Annotated in this window: 21 protein-coding genes; 14 read left to right on the top strand and 7 right to left on the bottom strand. The window is 64.0% G+C overall.

The genetic code is table 11. The features are described from left to right. Positions 1-517: 517 nt before the first annotated feature. Complete coding sequence (locus AACH00_RS19880; RefSeq protein ID WP_423221938.1) at positions 518-925, top strand: DUF6869 domain-containing protein; 408 nt, start codon at positions 518-520, stop codon at positions 923-925. Between the two features lie 465 nt (positions 926-1,390). Here the strand turns inward: AACH00_RS19880 and AACH00_RS13600 are convergent, their stop codons facing one another. Then, positions 1,391-2,407, bottom strand: a complete 1,017-nt coding sequence (locus AACH00_RS13600; protein WP_341399699.1) for an IS110 family RNA-guided transposase — start codon at positions 2,405-2,407, stop codon at positions 1,391-1,393. Between the two features lie 212 nt (positions 2,408-2,619). Here AACH00_RS13600 and AACH00_RS13605 point away from each other — a divergent pair, with 212 nt between their 5' ends. The 10 genes from AACH00_RS13605 (at position 2,620) to truD (ending at position 11,136) form a co-directional block, all read left to right on the top strand. Further along, a complete protein-coding gene (locus AACH00_RS13605; RefSeq protein ID WP_341399700.1) occupies positions 2,620-4,152 on the top strand; it encodes an IS1182 family transposase in 1,533 nt (510 codons plus the stop codon). Between the two features lie 716 nt (positions 4,153-4,868). Continuing rightward, positions 4,869-5,162 carry a hypothetical protein gene (locus AACH00_RS13610; RefSeq protein WP_341399701.1) on the top strand — a complete coding sequence of 98 codons (294 nt, stop codon included), beginning with the start codon at positions 4,869-4,871 and terminating at the stop codon, positions 5,160-5,162. A gap of 83 nt (positions 5,163-5,245) precedes the next feature. Next, positions 5,246-5,473, top strand: a complete 228-nt coding sequence (locus tag AACH00_RS13615; RefSeq protein ID WP_341399702.1) for a hypothetical protein — start codon at positions 5,246-5,248, stop codon at positions 5,471-5,473. Positions 5,474-5,598: 125 nt separating this feature from the next. Then, on the top strand, positions 5,599-6,111 hold the full coding sequence (locus AACH00_RS13620; protein ID WP_341399703.1) for an energy transducer TonB: 513 nt from the start codon (positions 5,599-5,601) through the stop codon (positions 6,109-6,111). Between the two features lie 287 nt (positions 6,112-6,398). Then, positions 6,399-6,881, top strand: coding sequence for a GNAT family N-acetyltransferase (locus tag AACH00_RS13625; protein WP_341399704.1), 483 nt, complete (start codon positions 6,399-6,401; stop codon positions 6,879-6,881). 592 nt (positions 6,882-7,473) lie between these two features. Continuing rightward, positions 7,474-8,103, top strand: a complete 630-nt coding sequence (locus tag AACH00_RS13630) for a hypothetical protein (RefSeq protein ID WP_341399705.1) — start codon at positions 7,474-7,476, stop codon at positions 8,101-8,103. Positions 8,104-8,327: 224 nt separating this feature from the next. After that, positions 8,328-8,789, top strand: coding sequence for a DUF4124 domain-containing protein (locus tag AACH00_RS13635; protein WP_341399706.1), 462 nt, complete (start codon positions 8,328-8,330; stop codon positions 8,787-8,789). Positions 8,790-8,911: 122 nt separating this feature from the next. Then, positions 8,912-9,418, top strand: coding sequence for a hypothetical protein (locus AACH00_RS13640; protein ID WP_341399707.1), 507 nt, complete (start codon positions 8,912-8,914; stop codon positions 9,416-9,418). 93 nt (positions 9,419-9,511) lie between these two features. Beyond that, complete coding sequence (locus AACH00_RS13645; RefSeq protein WP_341399709.1) at positions 9,512-9,802, top strand: DUF3144 domain-containing protein; 291 nt, start codon at positions 9,512-9,514, stop codon at positions 9,800-9,802. Positions 9,803-10,122: 320 nt separating this feature from the next. Beyond that, a complete protein-coding gene (truD, locus tag AACH00_RS13650) occupies positions 10,123-11,136 on the top strand; it encodes a tRNA pseudouridine(13) synthase TruD (RefSeq protein ID WP_341399710.1) in 1,014 nt (337 codons plus the stop codon). Positions 11,137-11,149: 13 nt separating this feature from the next. Here the strand turns inward: truD and AACH00_RS13655 are convergent, their stop codons facing one another. The 3 genes from AACH00_RS13655 to AACH00_RS13665 are packed head-to-tail and all read right to left on the bottom strand — an operon-like array spanning position 11,150 to position 13,616. After that, positions 11,150-12,088, bottom strand: a complete 939-nt coding sequence (locus AACH00_RS13655) for a TIGR03915 family putative DNA repair protein (protein WP_341399711.1) — start codon at positions 12,086-12,088, stop codon at positions 11,150-11,152. Then, complete coding sequence (locus tag AACH00_RS13660) at positions 12,085-13,452, bottom strand: putative DNA modification/repair radical SAM protein (RefSeq protein WP_341399712.1); 1,368 nt, start codon at positions 13,450-13,452, stop codon at positions 12,085-12,087. Before AACH00_RS13660 ends, AACH00_RS13655 begins: the two co-directional genes overlap by 4 nt. After that, a complete protein-coding gene (locus tag AACH00_RS13665) occupies positions 13,452-13,616 on the bottom strand; it encodes a hypothetical protein (protein WP_341399713.1) in 165 nt (54 codons plus the stop codon). Before AACH00_RS13665 ends, AACH00_RS13660 begins: the two co-directional genes overlap by 1 nt. Positions 13,617-13,645: 29 nt before the next feature. Here AACH00_RS13665 and AACH00_RS13670 point away from each other — a divergent pair, with 29 nt between their 5' ends. Then, the gene (locus AACH00_RS13670) at positions 13,646-15,193 is read left to right on the top strand and encodes a methyl-accepting chemotaxis protein (RefSeq protein WP_341399714.1); all 1,548 of its coding nucleotides are present in this window, start codon (positions 13,646-13,648) and stop codon (positions 15,191-15,193) included. On the opposite strand, the gene AACH00_RS13675 is transcribed toward AACH00_RS13670, so the two are convergent. After that, on the bottom strand, positions 15,171-16,025 hold the full coding sequence (locus AACH00_RS13675) for a helix-turn-helix domain-containing protein (protein ID WP_341399715.1): 855 nt from the start codon (positions 16,023-16,025) through the stop codon (positions 15,171-15,173). The genes AACH00_RS13670 and AACH00_RS13675 overlap by 23 nt on opposite strands. A gap of 197 nt (positions 16,026-16,222) precedes the next feature. On the opposite strand from AACH00_RS13675, the gene AACH00_RS13680 reads away from it, so the two are divergent. After that, positions 16,223-17,131 carry an alpha/beta hydrolase gene (locus AACH00_RS13680; RefSeq protein WP_341399716.1) on the top strand — a complete coding sequence of 303 codons (909 nt, stop codon included), beginning with the start codon at positions 16,223-16,225 and terminating at the stop codon, positions 17,129-17,131. A 45-nt stretch (positions 17,132-17,176) separates the two neighbouring features. Continuing rightward, positions 17,177-18,049, top strand: a complete 873-nt coding sequence (locus AACH00_RS13685) for a GDSL-type esterase/lipase family protein (protein WP_341399717.1) — start codon at positions 17,177-17,179, stop codon at positions 18,047-18,049. A 53-nt stretch (positions 18,050-18,102) separates the two neighbouring features. Here the strand turns inward: AACH00_RS13685 and AACH00_RS13690 are convergent, their stop codons facing one another. Both AACH00_RS13690 and AACH00_RS13695 read right to left on the bottom strand, forming a co-directional pair. After that, positions 18,103-19,332: a M56 family metallopeptidase gene (locus AACH00_RS13690; RefSeq protein ID WP_341399718.1), complete on the bottom strand. Its 1,230-nt coding sequence runs from the start codon at positions 19,330-19,332 to the stop codon at positions 18,103-18,105. Further along, positions 19,325-19,702 carry a BlaI/MecI/CopY family transcriptional regulator gene (locus AACH00_RS13695; protein WP_341399719.1) on the bottom strand — a complete coding sequence of 126 codons (378 nt, stop codon included), beginning with the start codon at positions 19,700-19,702 and terminating at the stop codon, positions 19,325-19,327. The genes AACH00_RS13690 and AACH00_RS13695 overlap by 8 nt, the downstream gene beginning before the upstream one ends. Positions 19,703-19,833: the final 131 nt, after the last annotated feature.

Here is a 19,833-nt window from a genome sequence, read left to right on the forward strand (position 1 = left end):
TCGGGTACATCCCACCCGCAGAGGCTGAGGCAAACTACTACCGGCAACTCGCCAGTCAGACTGCCTTGACGGAAGCCTGACTTAACCCAACGGGCCTCCATGAAACCCGGGGCGCTTCAAATTGGCTCAGGACCGCTCCGCTGACGTAACTTGCGATCTGAAGGTCACGAGGCCGAATGGAACCGAGTCCTTGAACCAGCGCGACGTGCCATGTTTCAGAGGGCGGATTGCGGGAGATCCATTCAACATGTACTTGTCTGGCCCAGTGATTGGCTTCATAGGGGAACCAGGAGATCCGGCCGGGACGTGGGCTGTAGAGGTGCAACTGAAAGACAACCTTCGAAAGGTTGTCTTGCCACTCAAGACATCGTTCGACTTGGAGTAGCTTGGTGGCGCTTATGAACAACGCAAGTTTCAGGCTGCCTGGGTCGTGCGCAACGGCGATGGCTAACTTGTCGCTCGAGCCGACTCGCGTCGGCAAGCCGCCGCTCGCGGCTCAGCTTCAACGTTAGCCGTCATGCAAGCACCGCTACCCGTCGATCGCCTAGTTGAAGAATGGCTCTTATGGGCGACCTGGCAGCGTGACCCACAGAACCATGGTAGGCACAACGATGACCTGATCGGATTCGATGAGTTCGATTGGGTTGTGCGAAAGCACCCTGAACACGCATGGCAGTCCATCGTAGCGACCGTGTCGGATCCGAGAGCCGAGCCATTTCTTGGAGTTTTGGCTGCAGGCCCAATGGAAGATCTGCTTGGCTATCACGGCCCATCGTTTATCGAACGAGTCGAAGTGGAGGCTCGCCGGAACCCACAGTTCGCGTGGATGCTTGGCGGTGTTTGGCAGTGTCAAATGTCGGACGAAATCTGGGCGCGCGTGCAGAAGGTCTGGGATCGTCGCGGGTGGGATGGAATTCCGAAATGACGGCTAACCGGTCGCTCGAGTGGACCGCAACCGGCTGGCCGCACTCCGCTCAGCAGTTGATCATCGCTTCGCGCGGCCAGCTGGTTCCGGCCCCTAAGCTTCAACTACAAGGGCTTCCCCGTCCGTCAAGCAAAAGCTACCCCTCAGGCCCGCACAGCGGGCCTGTTTGTTTTGTACTGCGGTTCAAGCAACCACTTGGTTTCGGCCCAGGCGGTGGTGAGGACAAGAGGTGCGGACTGGTCAAACTACAAACGGTCATTCGTGTGGCGTGTTGATGGCCACGGACCCTGATGAAGGACGCACGCGGGGGACCCATTCGTTAGCCGGCAAACCATTGGCCGCCCTTGAGTTAAACGGTCACTCCCCGCGCAGGTCCAAACCTGTTGTCATCAACGCCTGCCGTCACGCGGCGGTCGAATTCGGTGCTCCTGGTGCTGTGGGTTTGATTGATGCCGAACGCTGGCTTCAGGCTGGCATGGCGAAGGCCTCGCCCTTGCGCAGCACCGCCCAGGCCATGCGCGCGTTCTTCGCCGCAATGGCCACCACAGCCTTCCAATAGCCGCGTCTCTCTGCCAGGGCTACGGCCCATTTGCTGACGCTGTCGGTCTTGTTCTTGGCCGCAGCCAACAGGGCGCGAGCACCCAGCACTAACAAGCTGCGCAGGTAGGCATCACCGGCCTTGGTAATACGGCCCAACCGGGTCTTGCCTCCTGAGCTGTATTGGCCCGGTGCCAGACCCAGCCACGCAGCGAACTGCCGGCCGCAATCAAAGTCATGCCCGTTGCCGATCATCGCCAGCAAGCAGGTGGCGGTGGTTTCGCCAACGCCGCTGAGCTGCATCAGGCGCTTGGCCCGCTCGTCATCCCTCGCCATCGCCTTGATGTGCTGGTCGTACTGCGCGACGCGTTCATCGAGCCGCGTGACCTCGCTGAGCAGATCACCGATCACGGTGTTGGCGTAGCCAGGCAAATCTTCCAGGCACTCGCAGGCTTTGCGACGCACAGTGGCCGCCTTCAGTGGCAGCACGATGCCGAACTCACTGAGCAGGCCGCGGATGCGGTTGAGGGTGGCCGTGCGCTGCTCGACGAACCCTTGTCGGGCCCGGTGGACCATCAGTCGAGATTGCTGCTCCAGGCTCTTGGCCGGCACGAACCGCATGTGGGGCCGCTGCACGGCTTCGCAGATCGCAGCAGCATCCGCTGCATCGTTCTTTCCCCGCTTGCCGCTCATGCGGTAAGGCGTGACGAACTTCGGCGCGATCAGCCGCACGGTGTGCCCCAGCGCTTCAAACTGCCTGGCCCAGTGATGCGCGCCTGAGCAAGCCTCCATGCCGATCACGCACGGCGGTAATGCTGCAATCAACTCGCCCAGTTTGTCGCGCGCCACATTGGGTTTGACGAGCTCGGGTTTGCCGGCCTCGTTGATACCGTGCACTGCAAAAACGTTCTTGGCGAGATCGATGCCAACGGTCAGAATCGTCATGGACTTCCCCTTCCGAATGAGTTGATGAGAGATCGCACCCCCCATCGTGGCACTCAGTTGCCGTTTGCCGCATCGCGGCTAGTTCGGGACGGGGAAGTCCCTTTCATTCGTTGAGGCTGTGCAAAAACCTGCCCTGATGCGGTAAGCCCGACTGGTGGGATCCGGCAGGCGACGAGAACATTGCGGGCATCGCTGAGCCACGAGGACCGCTGATGCCGCGCTACAAGCCTGTTGACCGCAGCCCCCGATTTCTTCCGGTGGTGTTGGCCGAGCAGATTCAGCCCGGCACGTTCGAGTTTGCGCTGGACCACTTGGTGGACAACGAACTTGACCTGAGCATGCTGGACGCGAGGTTCCGCAACGACGAAGTCGGCGCGAGTGCCTACGACCCACGGGTCATGCTCAAGATTGTTCTGCTGGCTTACAGCCGTGGTTTGGTGAGCAGCCGCAGCATTGCGCATGCCTGTCTGCATCACGTTCAGTTCATGGCCATCAGCGGCGACAGCCAACCCAGCTACACGCACATCGCCAAGTTCGTGCGCGAGTTGAAGGATCAGATCCAGCCGCTGTTCGTACAGGTGCTGATGACGTGTGACCGCCTGGGCTTGATCGGGCGGCAGATGTTTGCCATCGACGGTGTGAAGCTGCCCTGCAATGCCAGCAAGGAGCGCAGCGGCACGATGGATGAGCTGGCGCATCGCGCCGCACGGCTGGACAAGGCCGCTGACAAGATCCTCGCCCTGCATCAAGCGCAGGATGCAGGTGGCGAGAGCCCGACAGCGTTGGACGCCGCGCGCCAGGCCCGCATCGACGAGTTGCGTCGAGAGGCTCGCGCCACTCGCGCCTTCGTTGCGGGACGCAAGCCACGGCTGAGTGAGCGGGGTCAGGAGCTCAAGAGCAACATCACTGATCCCGACAGCGCCAAGATGGCGACCGGCAAGGGCGTGATTCAGGGCTACGCGGCACAGGCCGCGGTGGACAGCGCACACCAGGTCATCGTGGCCGCCGAGGTGACGGGCTCCGGCTCGGAGCAGAACATGTTGCTGCCGATGATCGAGGCGGCGGCTCCGGTGCGGGCCGCTCACACGCTGATCACCGCAGACGCCGGCTACCACTCCAGCGAGAACGTCAACGCCCTGTGCGAGGCAGGTATCCCTGCACTGTTGGCAGACAACCAGATGCGCCAGCGCGACGAGCGCTACGCCGAGCAGGCCAGACACAAAGCCAAGGCAGAGGTACTGCACGACAAGCGCAAGCCGGCAGCCAGCCCGAACCCGAAGGTCAAGGGGTACTTCAGCGTGGCCGACTTCGTATTTGACGGCGCAAACACCTGCACCTGCCCGGCCGGCTGCACGCTGCGCAGCAGCGGCGCGCTGTACAACGCAGGGCGCTATCAGCGACAGGAGTTCAAGGCACGGGCCAGCGACTGCCAGGCCTGCGCACTGCGGCCGCAGTGCATCCGCAAGCCAGAGACAGCGCAGCGCAAGATCGCCGTGCATCTGCGCATGCCAGATGACCCGAACGAGCCCATCCACCGCATGCGCGCGACCATCGACAGCGCACACGGCCGTCAGCTTTACAGCCAGCGTATCGCCACCGTGGAGCCAGTGTTCGGCAACCTGCGGCACAACAAGCGACTGAGCAGGTTCACGGTTCGGGGCAAGGACAAGGTCGGCACGCAGTGGCGCTTGTTCTGCCTGGTGCACAACATCGAGAAGGTCGCCAACCGGGGCGTTTGGGCGTGAATCAGAGGGACAAGTGCCATCCCTCGCAGATCACGTTGGCAAGGCTGAAAATTCGATCAGAATGGATCAATCGGCTCGGATCAATCAGCCCGGTTTCGCAATGAAGAATCCATCTTCCTCACCATTCAACCGTCACTGCGCAGCACCCGAAAATCGGGTTATTGCCCAGCGTCGTTAGGCCGCACGCAGATGGTCCTCGGCGAACTGGCGCCCGCTCTCCGCAAGGTGTCGTCAGACCCGGCGGTTCTTGGCCTCATTGAGTTGCTCGAAGAGTGGCCAGAGAACTCCAGTACCGCTGAAGATCTGCGTCAATCCGTGGAGAGGTACATCGGCAACACCTGGATCGCCAGCCCCCAGGAGCACGAGACCGTGTACTCGCTCTGGTCGGCATTTCGAGACCACTGCATCGTGGGTCGTAGCGGCATGACTCTGAATGAGCGCCTGTACTGTTTCAATTTGCTTGCTGCCTGGGATGGCGCCTCCAATGAGCAGGTCCGCGTTCTGCTCCGACAAAAGGTCGATTTCCCAAGTCCGTCTTCGTCATGAACCACGCTTCTAGGCCAAGCATGTCGAACGCGGTGGCAACGCGAGTCCGGCCTAACCAGTCGCGCGAGTGGACCTGCGCCAGCTGGCCGCGCTTCGCTCGGCAGTTGATCATCGCTGCGCGCGGCCAGTTGGCATCGGCCCCGCAGCTCAAAAGTTAGGTTGCTCCAGGAATGCCGTTCTTCAGGGTACTGCTCGAAGGCAACGGCCTTTGCATTGAGTCGTCCGATGAGGCGCCATCAATCGCAGGCTTCTTCACAACCAAGGTTGTCTGGGCCAATGCGCCGGAAATCGCTGGCCTCATCGCAATCGAGGTGGTGTCGCGGGAGTGGAGCGCCCAGCCTTACGCGTCGCAGCCTGGAGCCAAGTCTCTGTCTCTCGTTGCTGCCGAGTGCCATCAACTTGGGTTCGTCCGTGGGGTGCTTGAGCGGCCTTCTGGGTTTACCTTCTTTGCCGCCGAAGCATGAACGAGCAACCTAAACATTCGCTCGAGCCGACTGACGTCGGCCAGTCGCCGCTCGCGGCTCAGCTTCAACGTTAGACCGCACAAATGCTCTCGCACAATCTCGGACAAGCATTTCTTAATCGGGATGTCATCCCGGGGGTCTTTTTCTTCCACAACGACTTTGTTCGCGTGGTCGCTGGCCCGTATAAGGGCGGTGCAGGCTCACTCGTCACGGTCCTGCAGGTCAAGCCGGAGCCGCACTATCTCCTTGAGCTCGAATCCGGATATGACGTTGAAGTTGCGCAGTCAGAGATCGAGAATGCCGACGTCTAACCTTCCGCTCGCTTGAGCCTCCACCAGCTGGCCGCGCTACGATCGGCAGTTGATCGTCGCTGCGCGTGGCCAGTCGGTTTCGGCCCCTTAGCTTCAACCTTAGCCACATCACAAGGCGCACCTCAATGACTCGAACATTGCTGACAGCCGTCTTCGTGGCGTCATCGCTGCTTGCCACGACGGCCCTCGCGCAGTCTGGCAGTTCGCAGACCTACAAGCTGAAGCAGGATGCACCCTCCACAGGCACGTCCATCGTCAGGACGCTTGTGACATCTTCGCTTCCGCTCGACAGACCCTATGCTGAGCTCAGCGAGGAACACAAGGCCAGCTTGCGTTCCTTGTACGTGGACATGCCCCGAGATGACCAGCCACCGTTCCCTCTCAAAGGGCTTGGCGTTCTGTACGACAACATCCGCAAGGGTGCAGGCGCATTCCGCGCGACTGGCCAACTCTCACTGCTGGTCCTGGTGGGAGCCGACGGTGAAGCCAGTCAGGTTGAAATCCTGCTGGCCCCAGACCCGGATTTTGGTCGCTTCGCCGCCTCCATCGCCATGCTCACCAAGTACAAACCGGGCGTTTGCTCGGGCCAACCATGTGCGATGGAGTTCCCGGTGCGCGGGGAGTTCGGCAAGAGGTAGCACGCGCCCTCGCAGGCAGAAAAGCTCAAACACCAGGTTCCATGAATGCGCCTCCAGCCCTTGCTGGATGGCTGGCTCACTGCACACGTGGGCGTGTTGTGCCGGAAGGCTCACCCGAGTAGGCCGAAGCAGGCAGGGGTGAAGAGCGGCGCCCCCCCTAACACCTTGGTTTGAGCGCAGCGCCGCCGGCAGTCCACCTCGTCCGCGTGCTGCCCTGGTTTATCCTGCACCGCGCGCGCTTGGCCGTCTGCCGTAGTCGCCCGCTTGCCTCGAACCTCAGGCCGCACATGCAATCCACCGCCGCACCAGTCACCACGCTACGGGAGATCACCGCTGACACCGTACGCGCAGTGATGAAGCTTGCCGTCACCGAACATCAAACCCGGTTCGTGGCACCGAACGCCTGGTCACTTGGGCAGGCGCTGTTTGCGCCCGACGCCTGGTTCAGGGCCATCTACCTCGGGGATGAGCCGGTCGGCTTCGTCATGCTCTCCGACCAGTCGTTGCTCGACCAGGTACCCGAGAGCCCCGAAGTGGAGGTGTGGCGGCTCATGGTCGACGCCAGGCATCAGCGCAAGGGCATCGGCCGTGCAGCGATGCTGCAGGTCATCGAGCATGTCCGCAGCAAGGGCCTGTTCAAGAAGCTCTCCATCTCGTATGTGCCGGATGAGGGGGGCCCTGAGGCGCTCTACCTGTCGCTGGGTTTCAAGCCAACAGGCGAGGTGGACGAGGGCGAGGTTGTCATGGAGTTGGCTCTTGATGCGGCCTGACGTGTTGTTCAACCGTGGCGCCGACGGCATGCCATCAGCCCCATGCAGCAGGTCGGATGTTGCCCGCTCAGCGCGACGTTGAGCGCGACGTTGATTGCAAAGGAGACACCCATGCACTTGTCAGTTCTTGCGCTTCAAGGCTTGCTTCAGGCAGCAACAGCGATGCCGACCAAAGTGGTGGACGTCGCAACGGATCGGATGGCATCTGACGCCGTTTGCATCTGGGCTTGGCGGGTTGATGAAGAGAGAACTCTTCAACAAGTCCGAACCGGCGTCGATCGAGCGACTGAGTTGCCAGGCTTGAGGGTCAGTTGCCTCGTCTTTGCACCGAATCTGGAGCTGCTTCAAGTGGCAAGGGTCGCTGCGATTCGAAGCCCGGTCGTCGTCCGTGATGACCAGCGAGTTCTGATCCACAGTGATCCGTTGGACAGCGGTCTTCTCCTGAACCTCTTTCTCGCGGCAAGGATGCAGCCTTGTCCGTGCCTCAGTTTTGTGTTGAGTGCGAGTGCGGCATAACCCGTCGGTCGAGCGGGCCTGTAGCTGCTGGGGCAGCTGGTTCCGGCCTCCCCATTTCAAAGTCAGACGTCAAACAATGACCAATCGCCATCGACGGCTCGTGATGACGCGCTTCGTGCCCGCCGCTGTGTTGTCGCTCCTCAACCTGTCCGCGAAGGGCGAAGTCGCCAAGGGCGCCGACAGATTGCCCACGCCGCTTTCGCCCATGGGCGATCTGGGTCTTGTGCATGAACTGCTTGTCGTCATTGCCAGAACGAGAAGCTTCAACGAGGTCACAAGGCACCTGGATGAACACGCCACTCGACCCCGGCGGACTGAATTGGCTGATTGGGGCGCTGCCTACCAGATTCAGCAAGGTGCTGTCTCGGAGATCCTGATCCGCAGCGAGCGCTCCGCGCCGGGTCAACGAAGAGCGGATTCCAATCGAGTGGTCGCGATCGAGGCCATCTTCCAGCCCAACAAAGTTCGCCTCAGTGATCTCGAAGTCAAGTTCGGCCATTGGTACCGTGACCCGCCCGACGGGCAGAAGGTGTCGCTGGCGTCGGCGTACTTCAATGCAAAGCTGATCGACCCCAAAGCCAGCTACTTTCTTCTGGCGACCACCGGGGCTGCTTACGAAGAGGCTCTCTCGGCGTCCGAGCATGCACAGACGCTGGCTGCGACCTGGTCTGACGACCGATACTCGTCAAGAGGCAGGCCTTGGTAGCGCATGGGTTTTTCGCATGGACGACTGGCCCTACGCTCAGCGCCGAATCTGATTTTTCGCAGCATGTATCGGCACGAGCCCAGAGGCAACATGCGTTGCTCGCCAAGTCAAACGTCAGTCGTCACAGGGTGGTCTGCCGCCTGAAGGGTCGCTCGAGCATTCCTCTGCCAAGCGGCGCATTTCGCCCGACCAGCGAAACTCTCATCAGCATTCAGAACCTCAGCATGACCCATTCAATCGGCAAACTCACCAGCTTCCTCATCGCCCTTGCGTCGCTGTGTTCGGCACCTGAAGCGTTGGGTGCAGAGGTTTACAAGTGGGTCGACAAAGACGGCCGGGTGCATTACTCCGAACGCAAGCCTGCGGAAGCCAACGAGAAGGCCGTCGACTTGAAGGTCTCGACCCCACCGCCGCAAGCTGTTCGACCGGGGGCGACAACTTCGAGCATTCCCGCGGCGACATTTGGTGCGTCGCCAGGCACCAAGGGCAGGGAAGAGCCGAGAGAGCGCGCTTCGAGCCGTCCCGCCAAATCTTTGTCCGGCGGCCGGAGTGATGACAGCAATGAGTCCAAGTGCAACCTGGCCCGCGACGTGCTCAGCGGTGCGGTCAGGCATGGCAATGGCGCATCGACGGATGCCTACGATCGGCAGGTCGCGGAGAACGATGTTCGTCTGTTCTGCAAGTGAGACTGAAGCCTGGCGCTCCAGTCGGCCGCACAGCTCAAACCTCAGGCACCAGACATGAAGCCCCGCAATCGTTCAATTGCGTTGGTGCGCACACGCGGTGGGCCTTTCAATCGTCGGGCCTCATGAAGCACGCTGTTGCAGCCCTGGCTGCCTTGCTCCTCCACCCATCGATCAGCGGTGCAGACGACAGCTGGCGGATCACGACGCGCGGATACGGCCCGATTCGTGCTGGCATGACACCGGCCGAAGCCGCCCGACTGATGGGCACACGCCTGAAGACGTTCGAGGACAGGCCCATGGATGCGTTTTGCGATGACCTGATTCCGGAGAAGGGGTTCGAGGGCGTGAGCCTGATGGTCCAGAACGGCAGGATCACGCGACTCGTGATTTCGAAGCCAACTGTCCGGACGCTCTCCGGCATCCAGGTTGGAGACTCGACGGACCGACTCAAACAGGTGTTCGGTTCACGGCTCGAGATACAGCCGCACAAGTACGATGACGACGGCTTCTACTACTTCGTCTGGGAACAGGGGAAGCGCTTTGGCGTGAAGTTCGAGATCGGTGGGAACCGCGTCACGGAAATCTACGCTGGGGATGAGAGCATCCGGTACGTGGAAGGGTGCTCTTGATCCTCCGAGGGCGCACGCGTGGCTCCAATGCCGTGCTCCCCCCTCAGAGGCAGCCCCGACCCTCACCGCCGCAATTGAAAACGAGGAACACCAATGCCCGCAGATACGGATCCCGAGTTCTATAGCCGCGCCGACGCGCACATCAACCTGTCCAATGGCCAGATTTCAAAGAGCACTCGCGGCAAGGTGAGCGCATCCATGCTCTTCGGCACGAGCAGATTCAATGCGTGGCTGAGCGCAACTGGCTTCGACAGCGCCGAGGAGATGAGACAGGGCCGCGAGGACACGATCAAGTTCTTCGTTGCAGAGTACGAAAAGATGCTGGCCGAAAATCTGGACGACTACATCCAGAACTTCGACAGGTACATGAAGCCCGCGAAATAACGATGGGTGCGACTGGCGTGACCTTGCATTTGGCAAGCGTCGACGCCTTTGAATACATCCATCTCGCTTGCTTTGCCCGTTCGCCTCCATGTGCTCGCATCAAATCCCGCTCGCGGGTTTTACGAGAGACTGGATTCACCGTGACGCGGTCGACAGCCGCAGTGAACTACATGGACTACACGCCGCAGACGCGCTCCCGCGCTGCCTGAGCCCGCGCCTGCCCCGCCGCAGCCTGCCGGTAGACGACAATCACCGCCTCGACGGCCCCTGGTCGGCCCGGCAGTCTGTGCCTGGCTACAGCTGGTGCCGTCAGACCGCTCATGACCAACGCTCAATACACGACCCTGCCGCAGTGGCCCAACGCCTATCCGGCCAGCGGCGCCACTGCCACGCTGAAACTCCTCAACGAGGATTTCATCGTGACCGAACTGCCGCTGCAACTGCCCTCCGGTGAGGGCGAACACATCTGGCTGGACATCGAGAAGAACGGTGCCAATACCGCCTTCGTCGCCCAGCAACTGGCCGCTGCTGCCGGCGTGGACGAGCGCGACGTGGGCTATGCCGGTCTGAAGGACCGCTACGCCATCACCCGCCAGTGGTTCAGCATTTACTTGCCGAAGGGCGAGACGCCCGACCTGACCCAGCTGCAGCACCCGGAGTTCAAGGTGCTGAGCCAGAGCCGCCATGTGAAGAAGCTGCGCCCGGGTGATCTGCTGGGCAACCACTTCCGCATCGTGTTGCGTGAGGTGACGGGCGATCGCGACGCCATCGAGGCCAATCTCAAGGCCGTGGCGGCACATGGTGTGCCCAACTACTTCGGTGCCCAGCGTTTCGGCCATGACGGCGGCAACGTCGAGCAGGGCCGGGCCATGCTGGCGCGTGAGATCCGTGTGCGCAATCCGAAGAAGAAGGGCATCTACCTGTCTGCGGTGCGCTCCTTCATCTTCAATGAAGTGCTGGCGCTGCGCATGCAGCAAGGGCTCTGGGTCAAGACCCTGCCCGGCGACGTGATGGACGAGGTTGGCCGCCCCACCGGGCCGCTGTGGGGCCGTGGCCGGGTGAGCACCACTGAAGACGCGCAGGCGCTGGAAAACGGCGTGGCCGAACGCAACGCCGTGCTGTGCGACGGCATGGAGCACGCGGGCCTCGACCAGCAGCGCCGCTCGCTGGTGGCGAGCCCGCAAGACATGTCCTGGGAATGGCTGCAAGCCGACCAGCTGGTGATCACGTTCGCGCTGCCCGCCGGGAATTACGCGACGTCGCTGCTGAACGAAATTCTCCACACCACCGAGCCTGACCGCTACACCGAGAGCGAGCCTGCGCCTGTTGAATGACGCTGTGCTCGCCCTAAAGCCGCGGTGCTGACGCGGCTGGCGGCTCGGCCTCGATCACATTGCTGGCCGAGGCCTGCAGCATCTGTCCGTGTCGCTCATGGGCGGTTTGCGTCAGCTCGGTGATGAGGCTGGCCTCGGGCAGGTTGTGCCAGTACTTGCGCGGCATTTCCTTGCGCATCATGTTGAGCTTCAGCCGGGCCGGGTTGAAGGTGTTGCGGTAGTAGGCCAGCCACAGCGCCTCGCCGGCGTCGGCATCGGGCGCATCCGCCTTGCTGGCGCCCGGGCTGATCTGCAATTGGCGGTCTTGCCAGTGCAGGCAGCAGCGCGGCGTGAGGATGGCCCAGTCCATGTTGCTAAAGCGGCGTGAGAAGAAGCCGGCCATGGCCTCGACGATGTGGTGTTCGGGCTCGAACCAGGCCATGTGCACGATGCGGCTCAGGCGAGCTTCTTCATCTACCCAGGCAGTCACGGGCCGGAAGCGCACAAACGCCTTCATCTTGTGCTGGTCACGGCCCACCTGTCGGGCCATCTGGTTCAGGCGCTGCCGGTCGGGGTCGAGTGCGTCGTGGCGCAATCCGGGTTCACGCTGCAGACGCCACAACAGGCGATAGGCGAGGGCGTAGCGCTCGGGGTCCGAGTGGCGGCAGGCCATCTGCAGCAGCTCCGCCACCCAGGCGGGCACACGGATGGGCGGGGCGGTGTGGCTCACGGCGGTTGGGCTGGTCTCGGGTGGCTCGTTGGCTGAGCCTGCGCCTGCGCCCGTGTCGTGTTCGTCAGCAGCAAACAGGTCACCACTGAGCGCATCGGCGCCCGCAGCCTCACCACGCACCTGCCAGCGCACGGCGCCCGGTGGGCAACCGGCGGCCAGCAAGGCCCGGGCCGCCAGCTTGAAGCCCGCCAGGTCGGTCGGGCCGGCCAGCTCGATGTGGCGGTCTGCCGCGTTCTCGCTCATGGGCCGATGAGGGCGGGCTGCACCGGCTGGGCCAGTGGCAGCGGGGCAGCGGCTACCACGGGGGCCGCAACAGCACCCTGGGCCGGTAGGCCACCAAACATGTCTGCGAACAGATCACCTTGTACCGGCACCTCCGGCCGCAGCGCACGGGCCACCGCGCGGTTGTCTCCCGGCGTGGTGGGCACGTGGTCTTGCAGCTGCACAAAGGGCAGCACCTTGGCTTCGGGCACCTTCAGCGCGCGCAGGTCAGCCCGGCGCAGGCGTCGCACGCGCCGGCTGCTGAGGATGCGCTGCACGGAGGTGACGCCCAGGCCCGGCACACGCAGCAGCCGTTCCTTCGGCGCGCGGTTCAGGTCGACCGGGAAAAACTCTGGGTGGCCCAGCGCCCATGCCAGTTTGGGGTCCACGTCCAGCGCCAGTTGGCCGTCCTGCGACGGCGGCACGATCTCGTCGTGGGTGAAGCCGTAGAAGCGCATCAGCCAGTCGGCCTGGTAGAGCCGGTGTTCGCGCACCAGCGGCGGCGCCTTCAGCGGCAGGGCGCCGGCGGCATCAGGGATCGGGCTGAAGGCCGAGTAATACACGCGCTTGAGGCGGTAGTCGCCATACAGGCTGGCGCTGGTGGCCAGGATGGTGCTGTCGGTGGTGGCATCAGCGCCCACGATCATCTGCGTGCTCTGGCCGCCCGGCGCAAAGCGCGGCGGCTTGGCCCGGCGGGTGCCCGACACCGGCAGCGCGATCGGGGTGGCGCGCGCTTCCTTGGCTTCGGCAATGTGCACCGACAAGCGGCCCATGCTGCGCTGGATGGCGTCGACGTCCTTCTCGGGCGCGAGCGCCTTCAGGCCTTCGGGCGTGGGCAGCTCGATGTTGATGCTCAGGCGGTCGGCATACAGGCCGGCCCGGGCCAGCAGCTCAGGGCTGGCATCGGGGATGGTCTTCAGGTGGATGTAGCCGCGGAAGTCGTGTTCCTCACGCAGCACCCGGGCCACCTCCACCACGCGCTCCATCGTGTAGTCGGGGCTCTGGATGATGCCGGAGCTGAGGAACAGGCCTTCGATGCAGTTGCGCCGATAAAAATCGAGCGTCAGGTTCACCACTTCCTGCACCGTGAACCGGGCCCGCGGCACGTTCGAGCTGATGCGGTTGATGCAGTAGAGGCAGTCGTAGACGCAGTAGTTCGTCAGCAGGATTTTCAGCAGCGAGATGCAGCGGCCATCCGGCGTGTAGCTGTGGCAGATGCCCGCGCCGTCGGTGGAGCCGATGCCGCGGCCGCCCTTTGAATCGCGGCTGTTGGTGCCGCTGGACGCGCACGACGCGTCGTATTTGGCCGCATCGGCCAGCACCCCCAACTTGCGAATCAACTCCATCACGCCACCTGCAAAACTGTATGTTCATTCAGTTCATGGGCACTGACAAGCCGTGCATCATCTTCAGGGGTAAAGCGCGTCAATTTGGCAACAGGTGGCCATTCGTGAGAAATGACCTTCAGCCGCGACCGCCCGCAGCCGAATACGCATGACGACAGAGCCATTCCGCTCTCCATGCCCACCGGAAAGAACAATGCAGTACTTTCTTCGACAGATGTCCATCCGCTGGCGGCTTGCTGCCCTGGCGGGGCTGGCCGTGATGGCCGTGATCGTGTGCACCAGCCTCACGGTCTGGTTGGGCAATCGGCTGACGGACGTGAGTCAACGGGTTTTCGTTTCCAAGGACGTGGTGGCCGACATCCTGCCGCCGCCGCTGTACCTGGTGGAAATGCGCCTGGTGGTGTCGCGGCTGGTGGAGGGCACGTTGACGCCCGAAGCCGCCGACGCCGAGGTGCAGCGCCTGGCCAAGGAATACCAGGACCGCGTCGACTACTGGCGCGCCAACCCCCCGGGCGAGTTGCAAGCCACCTTGCTGGGTGAGCAACACCAGCAGGGCGAAAAGTTCATCGCCGCGGCCCGTGCCGCCACCGCCCAGGCGCGCTCTGGCGGGGTCGATGCCGTGAAGGGCTCCCTCGCCGACATGCACCGTCTGTATGAGGCGCACCGCGCCGGCGTGGACGCCACCGTGAAAGCCGGCACCCAGCGTGCCGGAGAAGACATGGCCTTGTTCGATGCGGTGGTGGCTGCGGCCCGGTGGCAAGCAGCCGCCAGTGCGCTGGTGGTGTCGCTGGTGATGGTGTGGCTGATCGTGGCGGTGAGCCGCAGCATCTGCCGGCCATTGGCCCGCTCCGTGAAGGCCCTGAAGCGGGTGGCTGAGGGTGACCTGAGCGCGTCCGAGCCGCCGCGCGGCAACGACGAGCTGGCCGCGTTGGCCGGCACCATCGCTCACATGATCAACAGTTTGTCGAAGCTGGTGACCGACGTGCGCTCACATGCCAATGGCGTGGCCGTGGCCAGTGACCAGATCGCCCAGGGCAACCAGGACCTGGCCTCGCGCACTGAGAACCAGAGTGCCGCGCTGCAGCAAACCTCCAACACCATGGGTGAGCTGGGCAGTGCCGCCAACCAGAACGCCGACCATGCCGCCACCGCCAACCAGCTGGCCGTGGATGCCGCCAGCCTGGCTGTGAAGGGCGGTGACGTGGTGGGCGCGGTGGTGGGCACGATGCAGGAGATCAATACCTCGTCGCGCAAGATCAGCGACATCATCGGCGTGATCGACGGCATTGCCTTCCAGACCAACATCCTGGCCCTGAACGCGGCAGTGGAAGCCGCCCGCGCCGGCGAGCAAGGCCGCGGCTTTGCCGTGGTCGCGTCCGAGGTGCGCAGCCTGGCCGGGCGCAGTGCATCGGCCGCTCGGGAGATCAAGACCCTGATCACCGCCAGCGTCGAGCGGGTGGACCATGGCACGCGCCAGGTCGACGACGCCGGCCGTGCGATGCAGGACATCGTGGCGGCCATCCAGCGCGTCAGCCACATCATCAGCGAGATCAACCACGCCAGCATCGAGCAGCGCACCGGCGTGTCGGTCGTGGGCCGTGCGGTGGAGCACCTCGACCAGACCACGCACCAGAACGCCTCGCTGGTGGATGAAGCTGCCGCGGCGGCCGGGAGCCTGCGCGATCAGGCGCAGGCGCTCGTGAACGTGGTGTCGCGGTTCAACCTGCCGCAGCACGCCTGAAGTCCCGCGGCGTCTGGCCGGTGCGTTGCCGGAACTGCCGGTTGAAGTGCGACAGGGTGTCGAAGCCGCACTCGCGGGCGATCAAGGCCACTGGCCGCTCGCTCAGCCGCAGCCGCAACCCGGCCTCGCTGCAGCGCACGTCGTTGATGTAAGCCGTGAAGCCCTTGCCGACCTCGCGGCGGAAGAAGCGGCTGAACGCGGCGGGTGTGACATGCACCAGCGCCGCCGCGTCGTCCACGGTCAGCGGTTGATCGAGGTGGCGATGGATCCAGTCGATCACCCGATCGACGCGGCCGGGCTCGGCGCTGCGGCTGCCAGCTGCGCGCGGCGCCACGGCAGCAGCAATGGGTACCAGGCAGTGCGGGTGCTGCAGCAGCAGGCCCAGCACGGTGAACAGGTCGGCCAGGCGCAGCAGGTCAGAGTGCTGCGGCATGCGGCGCAGCACGGGCACCAGCGCGTCGCGTGCGGCGCCCTCAATGCGCAGACCTTGCGCCGCGCGTGCCACCAGCGGCCCGAGCGCGGCCAACTCCGGCAGGCCCGTTTGCTCGATCAGCTCTGGTGCGAACTGCAGCACGGTGACCTGGTGCGGCTCGCCGGCCCGCTCGGCTGCGCTGACCCAGGTGTGCGGCACGTCCGGCCCCAGCAGCACCAGATCGCCTGATTCAAACGGGGCCACGTCATTGCCCACGAAGCGCAGGCCCGTGCCTTGCTCGATCCACGTCAGCTCCATCTGCCGATGGCTGTGGTGCTGTGCCTGAAAGGCCCCGAGTGTCAGCCGCATGAAGCGGAAGCTCTGGTGGGCGTGGGTGACATGCTCCTTCTTCACTCTCATGCACCGATTCTGGCGCCTTGAGGGTCATAAAACAGTCAGTACTGGTGCTGAGACGCCCACATCGCCGCGGTGGGCGTCGAGATACTGCAGCGTGAGCCTGAATCACCTCCGCCATGACACCGACCTTATCCCGCACCCTTTTTCACGCCACGCGCCAGCCGTTGCGCACAGCCCTGCATGCGCTGGGAGCCACGTTGATGATCCTCACCTCCGCCACCCTGTCAGCCACCGCCGCTGAAACGCCCGTCGTGGCCAGCGCGCCTCTGCCCAACGTGGCAGTGGGCCGCCTGGAGCGGCTGGCCAACTTCCCCTCGAAGTTCGTGGATGCCCGCCATGTGGATGTGTGGCTGCCAGCGGGTTACCGGGCCGACCGGCCGCATGCCGTGCTCTACATGCACGATGGCCAGATGCTGTTCGATGCCCGCACCACCTGGAACAGGCAAGCCTGGAACGTGCACGAGGCGGTGCAGCGGCTCATCAACGACGGCCGCTTGACCGACACCATCGTGGTGGGTGTGTGGAACAACGGCCCGTACCGCCACAGTGAGTACTTCCCGCAGAAATTCCTGCCGCTGATGCCTGCAGCGCGGCGTGAGCAGCACGTGGCACAAAGCCTGAAAGGCAAGCCGCAGAGCGATGCTTATCTGCGCTTTCTGGTGGAAGAGCTGAAGCCGGCCATCGATGCGCGCTACGCCACGCGGCGCGACGCGGCCAGCACCGTGCTGATGGGCTCGAGCATGGGCGGGCTGATCTCGGTCTACGCGATGAACGAATACCCGCAGGTGTTTGGCGGCGCGGCCGGCTTGTCGACGCATTGGGTGGGCATGCACAAGGCCAATGCCGCCATTCCACTGGCCGCCTTCAACTACCTGCGCGACCACCTGGCAGACCCCGCCACCCACCGCCTCTATCAAGACCACGGCACCACCGAGCTCGATGCGCTGTATGCGCCCTACCAATCGGTGGTGGACGACCTGGCGCGTGAGCGCGGCTATGTGGACGGCGTGAACTTCGATACCCGCGTGTTTGCAGGCACCGGCCACAACGAAAAGGCCTGGGCCGACCGGCTTGAAACGCCGCTGTTGTTCCTGCTGGGCAAGCGCTGAGCTCGTGCCTCACCAGGCCACCGTTCTTCTTGATCAAGGATGCCCATGCGATTCATGTCTTGCTTGACGCTGCTGGCGCTGGGGGCGTTGACGGGGGTGAGCGCCAGCACGTCCGCAAAGACATCCACAACCGCGCCCACAACAGCGCCCACAACAGCGCCCACAACGTCAGCGCCCTTCGTCTCCACCCAACCCGCCGCGCGGGTTGAGCATTGGCAGAAGCGCCAGGCCGCCATCGAGCAGCAGATGCAGGATGGCCCGGCCATGGCGGCCACCCGGCTGGTGTTCGTGGGGGACTCCATCACCGATTTCTGGTTGCTGGACGATGACCCCTGGGTGCCCGGCCGGAAGTTCGGGCAGCAGGTGTGGAACGCCACGTTTGGCAGCCAGGCGCAGCCGGCCAACCGCGCCTTCAACATCGGCATCTCGGGCGACCGGATCGAGCATGTGCTGCACCGGCTGCAGCCCCGCGCACAGGGCGGGCGCGGCCAACTTGATGCGCCCGGGCTGAAGCCACAGTTCATCGTGCTGATGCTGGGCATCAACAACTCCTGGGCGGCCGAGAGCCCGGTGGTGCCGAGCATCGTGATGGGGGTGCGCGAGGTGCTGCGCAGCGTGCACCAGCGGCAGCCGCAAGCGCGCATCGTGCTGCAGTCATTGCTGCCCACCAGTGAGCCGGCGCGGCAGGCTGATGTGGTGCTGCCGGTGAATGCACAGTTGATGGCGATGGCCGCGTCGCCCGAGTTCGCGCCGTACACCGTGTACCTCGATCTGCAGCCTGGGTTTGTGGACGCCCAGGGCCGTCAACTCGGTGGTTTGTTCACCGACGGCCTGCACCCCAATCTGGCGGGCTACACCGTATGGCGCGACCAACTGCTGCCTTTCCTTGACCGCCAGCGGGTTGAGCGCCGGCCTTGAGCGACGCGGCTCACACGAGACGCGTCGCGAGGCAGGTGCGATCTGCGCAGCGCTCAGGGAAGCTTGACCACGCTGGGCACCACCACGAGGCTGGTGCGCGTGCCGCGCGCAGCGTCTACGTTCTCGATCAAGCCGGGTTCGTCCAGGGGCATCAACATCACCGGTCGTGAGACGACCGCCAGCGGGCGCCCCTCCCACATCACCGCATCGATGCGCACCCGGCCGGGCGCCACCACGTGCGCGGTCAGGTCCAGTGCCATGGGGGGATTGGCGTCACTGCCGTCACCGGGGTGGTCGAGGTGCATGGTTTGGCCGTCGCGGCCGGCCAGCGCCAGTTGCAGGCGGTTGACCCGCTCGCCAACTTGCTGAGAGATCACCAGGCTGAGCTTCAGCTCCGGGCCTGCCGGGTTCGACAGCGAGGCCGCCTGGCTCGTCCAGCACAGGCCCGCACAGGCGGCCAGGCCAGCGGCCATCAGGGATTTGCGGGTGCGGCTGGAGGCCGGGGTGTGTTTCAGCATGGCAATCCTGTCGACGAGGGGATGTGCGCTGGCCCAGCGGCTGGCCACCGGCGCGGTGTGGGTAGGGAGGTGATGCGCCGCCAGCAGCGCCTGAACGTACACGGGCAGGCGCTCTGGCATGGCGCCTACAACGGCCTGGTCGCAGGCCAGTTCCTGATCGGCCTGCAGGCGGCGCGCCGCCCACCAGGCCAGCGGGTTCCACCAGTGCATGGCCAGCAGCACGGCGCTGATGAGGTTCCACAGGTTGTCCAGGCGTGCCTGGTGCACGGCTTCATGTACCAGGATCAGCTCGCGCTCCTCGCGACTGAAGCGGCTGTCGAAGTCAGCGGGCAGTGCCAGCCGCGGCCGCAGCAGGCCGATCAGTGCCGGGCTGCTGCCTGCCGGCAAGGTTGTCCCCAGCCTTGCCACTCGCCATTGCCGCAACGCCTGCACCAGCAGCGCCGTGGCCGTGCCAACCAGCCACACCAGCATCCACCACCGGTGGTGTTGGGCATCGTCCGCCGGTAAAGGGGCCTGCGGCAGGCCATCCTGGCCGGCCAGGCTGGCGAGTGGACCGAGTACATCGACACTGAACCGGGTCACCACTGCGTTGGCCGGTTGCGGCAGGAGCGGCGTCAACAGCATCGCGGGCACCAGCCACCAGGCGGCATAAGTGAAACCGGGGCCTTGCCGCAGCAGCATTGGCCGTGCAGCGCGCAGCAGGATGATGGCGATGCTCAGCAGCAGTGCCTGGCGAAGTGCCAGGGTCCAGAGTGCGTCAATCATGGCCTTGCTCCTTCAGCAGCGCCTTCAGGGCCGCCACATCGGCCTTCGACAACTTGCGCTGCGAGGCGAACTGGGCGACCAGCGGCGCCAGCCCGCCGCCAAACAGGCGGTCGATCAGCGAGATGCTCTGGCTGCCGAGCCATGCCTGGCGCTCGACCAGAGGCGAGTAGAGAAAGCGGCGGCCGTCGCGTTCAGCTGAAACTGCCCCCTTCTGCAGCAGCCGGTTCAGCAGCGTCTTCACGGTGCTGGGTTGCCAGCCCTGGCTGGCACCGAGCGTGGCGGCCAGGTCTTCCGCAGCTTGCGGAGCGGACTGCCAGAGCTGCTCCATCACATGGCTCTCGGCGTCGCTGATGGGAGGGAGTGTTTTCATGATTGATTACATGTGTAGACGGTTTATTGTTTACGTCCGTAATCGCTTCTGTCAAGTCGGTTGATGCGAGGGTTTGCATCAAGGGGTCACGAGTGCGCAGAGAATGCTTCCACCAGATCTGAGCTGAGGAG

The sequence above is a fragment of the Ideonella margarita genome (genome assembly GCF_038066635.1).
Classification (GTDB): Bacteria; Pseudomonadota; Gammaproteobacteria; order Burkholderiales; family Burkholderiaceae_C; genus Ideonella; species Ideonella margarita.

Coding starts and splice junctions, on each gene's coding strand:
- AACH00_RS19880 (WP_423221938.1), top strand. CDS start 518: ATGCAAGCACCGCTACCCGTCGATCGCCTAGTTGAAGAATGGCTCTTA.
- AACH00_RS13600 (WP_341399699.1), bottom strand. CDS start 2,407: ATGACGATTCTGACCGTTGGCATCGATCTCGCCAAGAACGTTTTTGCA.
- AACH00_RS13605 (WP_341399700.1), top strand. CDS start 2,620: ATGCCGCGCTACAAGCCTGTTGACCGCAGCCCCCGATTTCTTCCGGTG.
- AACH00_RS13610 (WP_341399701.1), top strand. CDS start 4,869: ATGCCGTTCTTCAGGGTACTGCTCGAAGGCAACGGCCTTTGCATTGAG.
- AACH00_RS13615 (WP_341399702.1), top strand. CDS start 5,246: ATGCTCTCGCACAATCTCGGACAAGCATTTCTTAATCGGGATGTCATC.
- AACH00_RS13620 (WP_341399703.1), top strand. CDS start 5,599: ATGACTCGAACATTGCTGACAGCCGTCTTCGTGGCGTCATCGCTGCTT.
- AACH00_RS13625 (WP_341399704.1), top strand. CDS start 6,399: ATGCAATCCACCGCCGCACCAGTCACCACGCTACGGGAGATCACCGCT.
- AACH00_RS13630 (WP_341399705.1), top strand. CDS start 7,474: ATGACCAATCGCCATCGACGGCTCGTGATGACGCGCTTCGTGCCCGCC.
- AACH00_RS13635 (WP_341399706.1), top strand. CDS start 8,328: ATGACCCATTCAATCGGCAAACTCACCAGCTTCCTCATCGCCCTTGCG.
- AACH00_RS13640 (WP_341399707.1), top strand. CDS start 8,912: ATGAAGCACGCTGTTGCAGCCCTGGCTGCCTTGCTCCTCCACCCATCG.
- AACH00_RS13645 (WP_341399709.1), top strand. CDS start 9,512: ATGCCCGCAGATACGGATCCCGAGTTCTATAGCCGCGCCGACGCGCAC.
- truD (WP_341399710.1), top strand. CDS start 10,123: ATGACCAACGCTCAATACACGACCCTGCCGCAGTGGCCCAACGCCTAT.
- AACH00_RS13655 (WP_341399711.1), bottom strand. CDS start 12,088: ATGAGCGAGAACGCGGCAGACCGCCACATCGAGCTGGCCGGCCCGACC.
- AACH00_RS13660 (WP_341399712.1), bottom strand. CDS start 13,452: ATGGAGTTGATTCGCAAGTTGGGGGTGCTGGCCGATGCGGCCAAATAC.
- AACH00_RS13665 (WP_341399713.1), bottom strand. CDS start 13,616: ATGGCTCTGTCGTCATGCGTATTCGGCTGCGGGCGGTCGCGGCTGAAG.
- AACH00_RS13670 (WP_341399714.1), top strand. CDS start 13,646: ATGCAGTACTTTCTTCGACAGATGTCCATCCGCTGGCGGCTTGCTGCC.
- AACH00_RS13675 (WP_341399715.1), bottom strand. CDS start 16,025: ATGAGAGTGAAGAAGGAGCATGTCACCCACGCCCACCAGAGCTTCCGC.
- AACH00_RS13680 (WP_341399716.1), top strand. CDS start 16,223: ATGATCCTCACCTCCGCCACCCTGTCAGCCACCGCCGCTGAAACGCCC.
- AACH00_RS13685 (WP_341399717.1), top strand. CDS start 17,177: ATGCGATTCATGTCTTGCTTGACGCTGCTGGCGCTGGGGGCGTTGACG.
- AACH00_RS13690 (WP_341399718.1), bottom strand. CDS start 19,332: ATGATTGACGCACTCTGGACCCTGGCACTTCGCCAGGCACTGCTGCTG.
- AACH00_RS13695 (WP_341399719.1), bottom strand. CDS start 19,702: ATGAAAACACTCCCTCCCATCAGCGACGCCGAGAGCCATGTGATGGAG.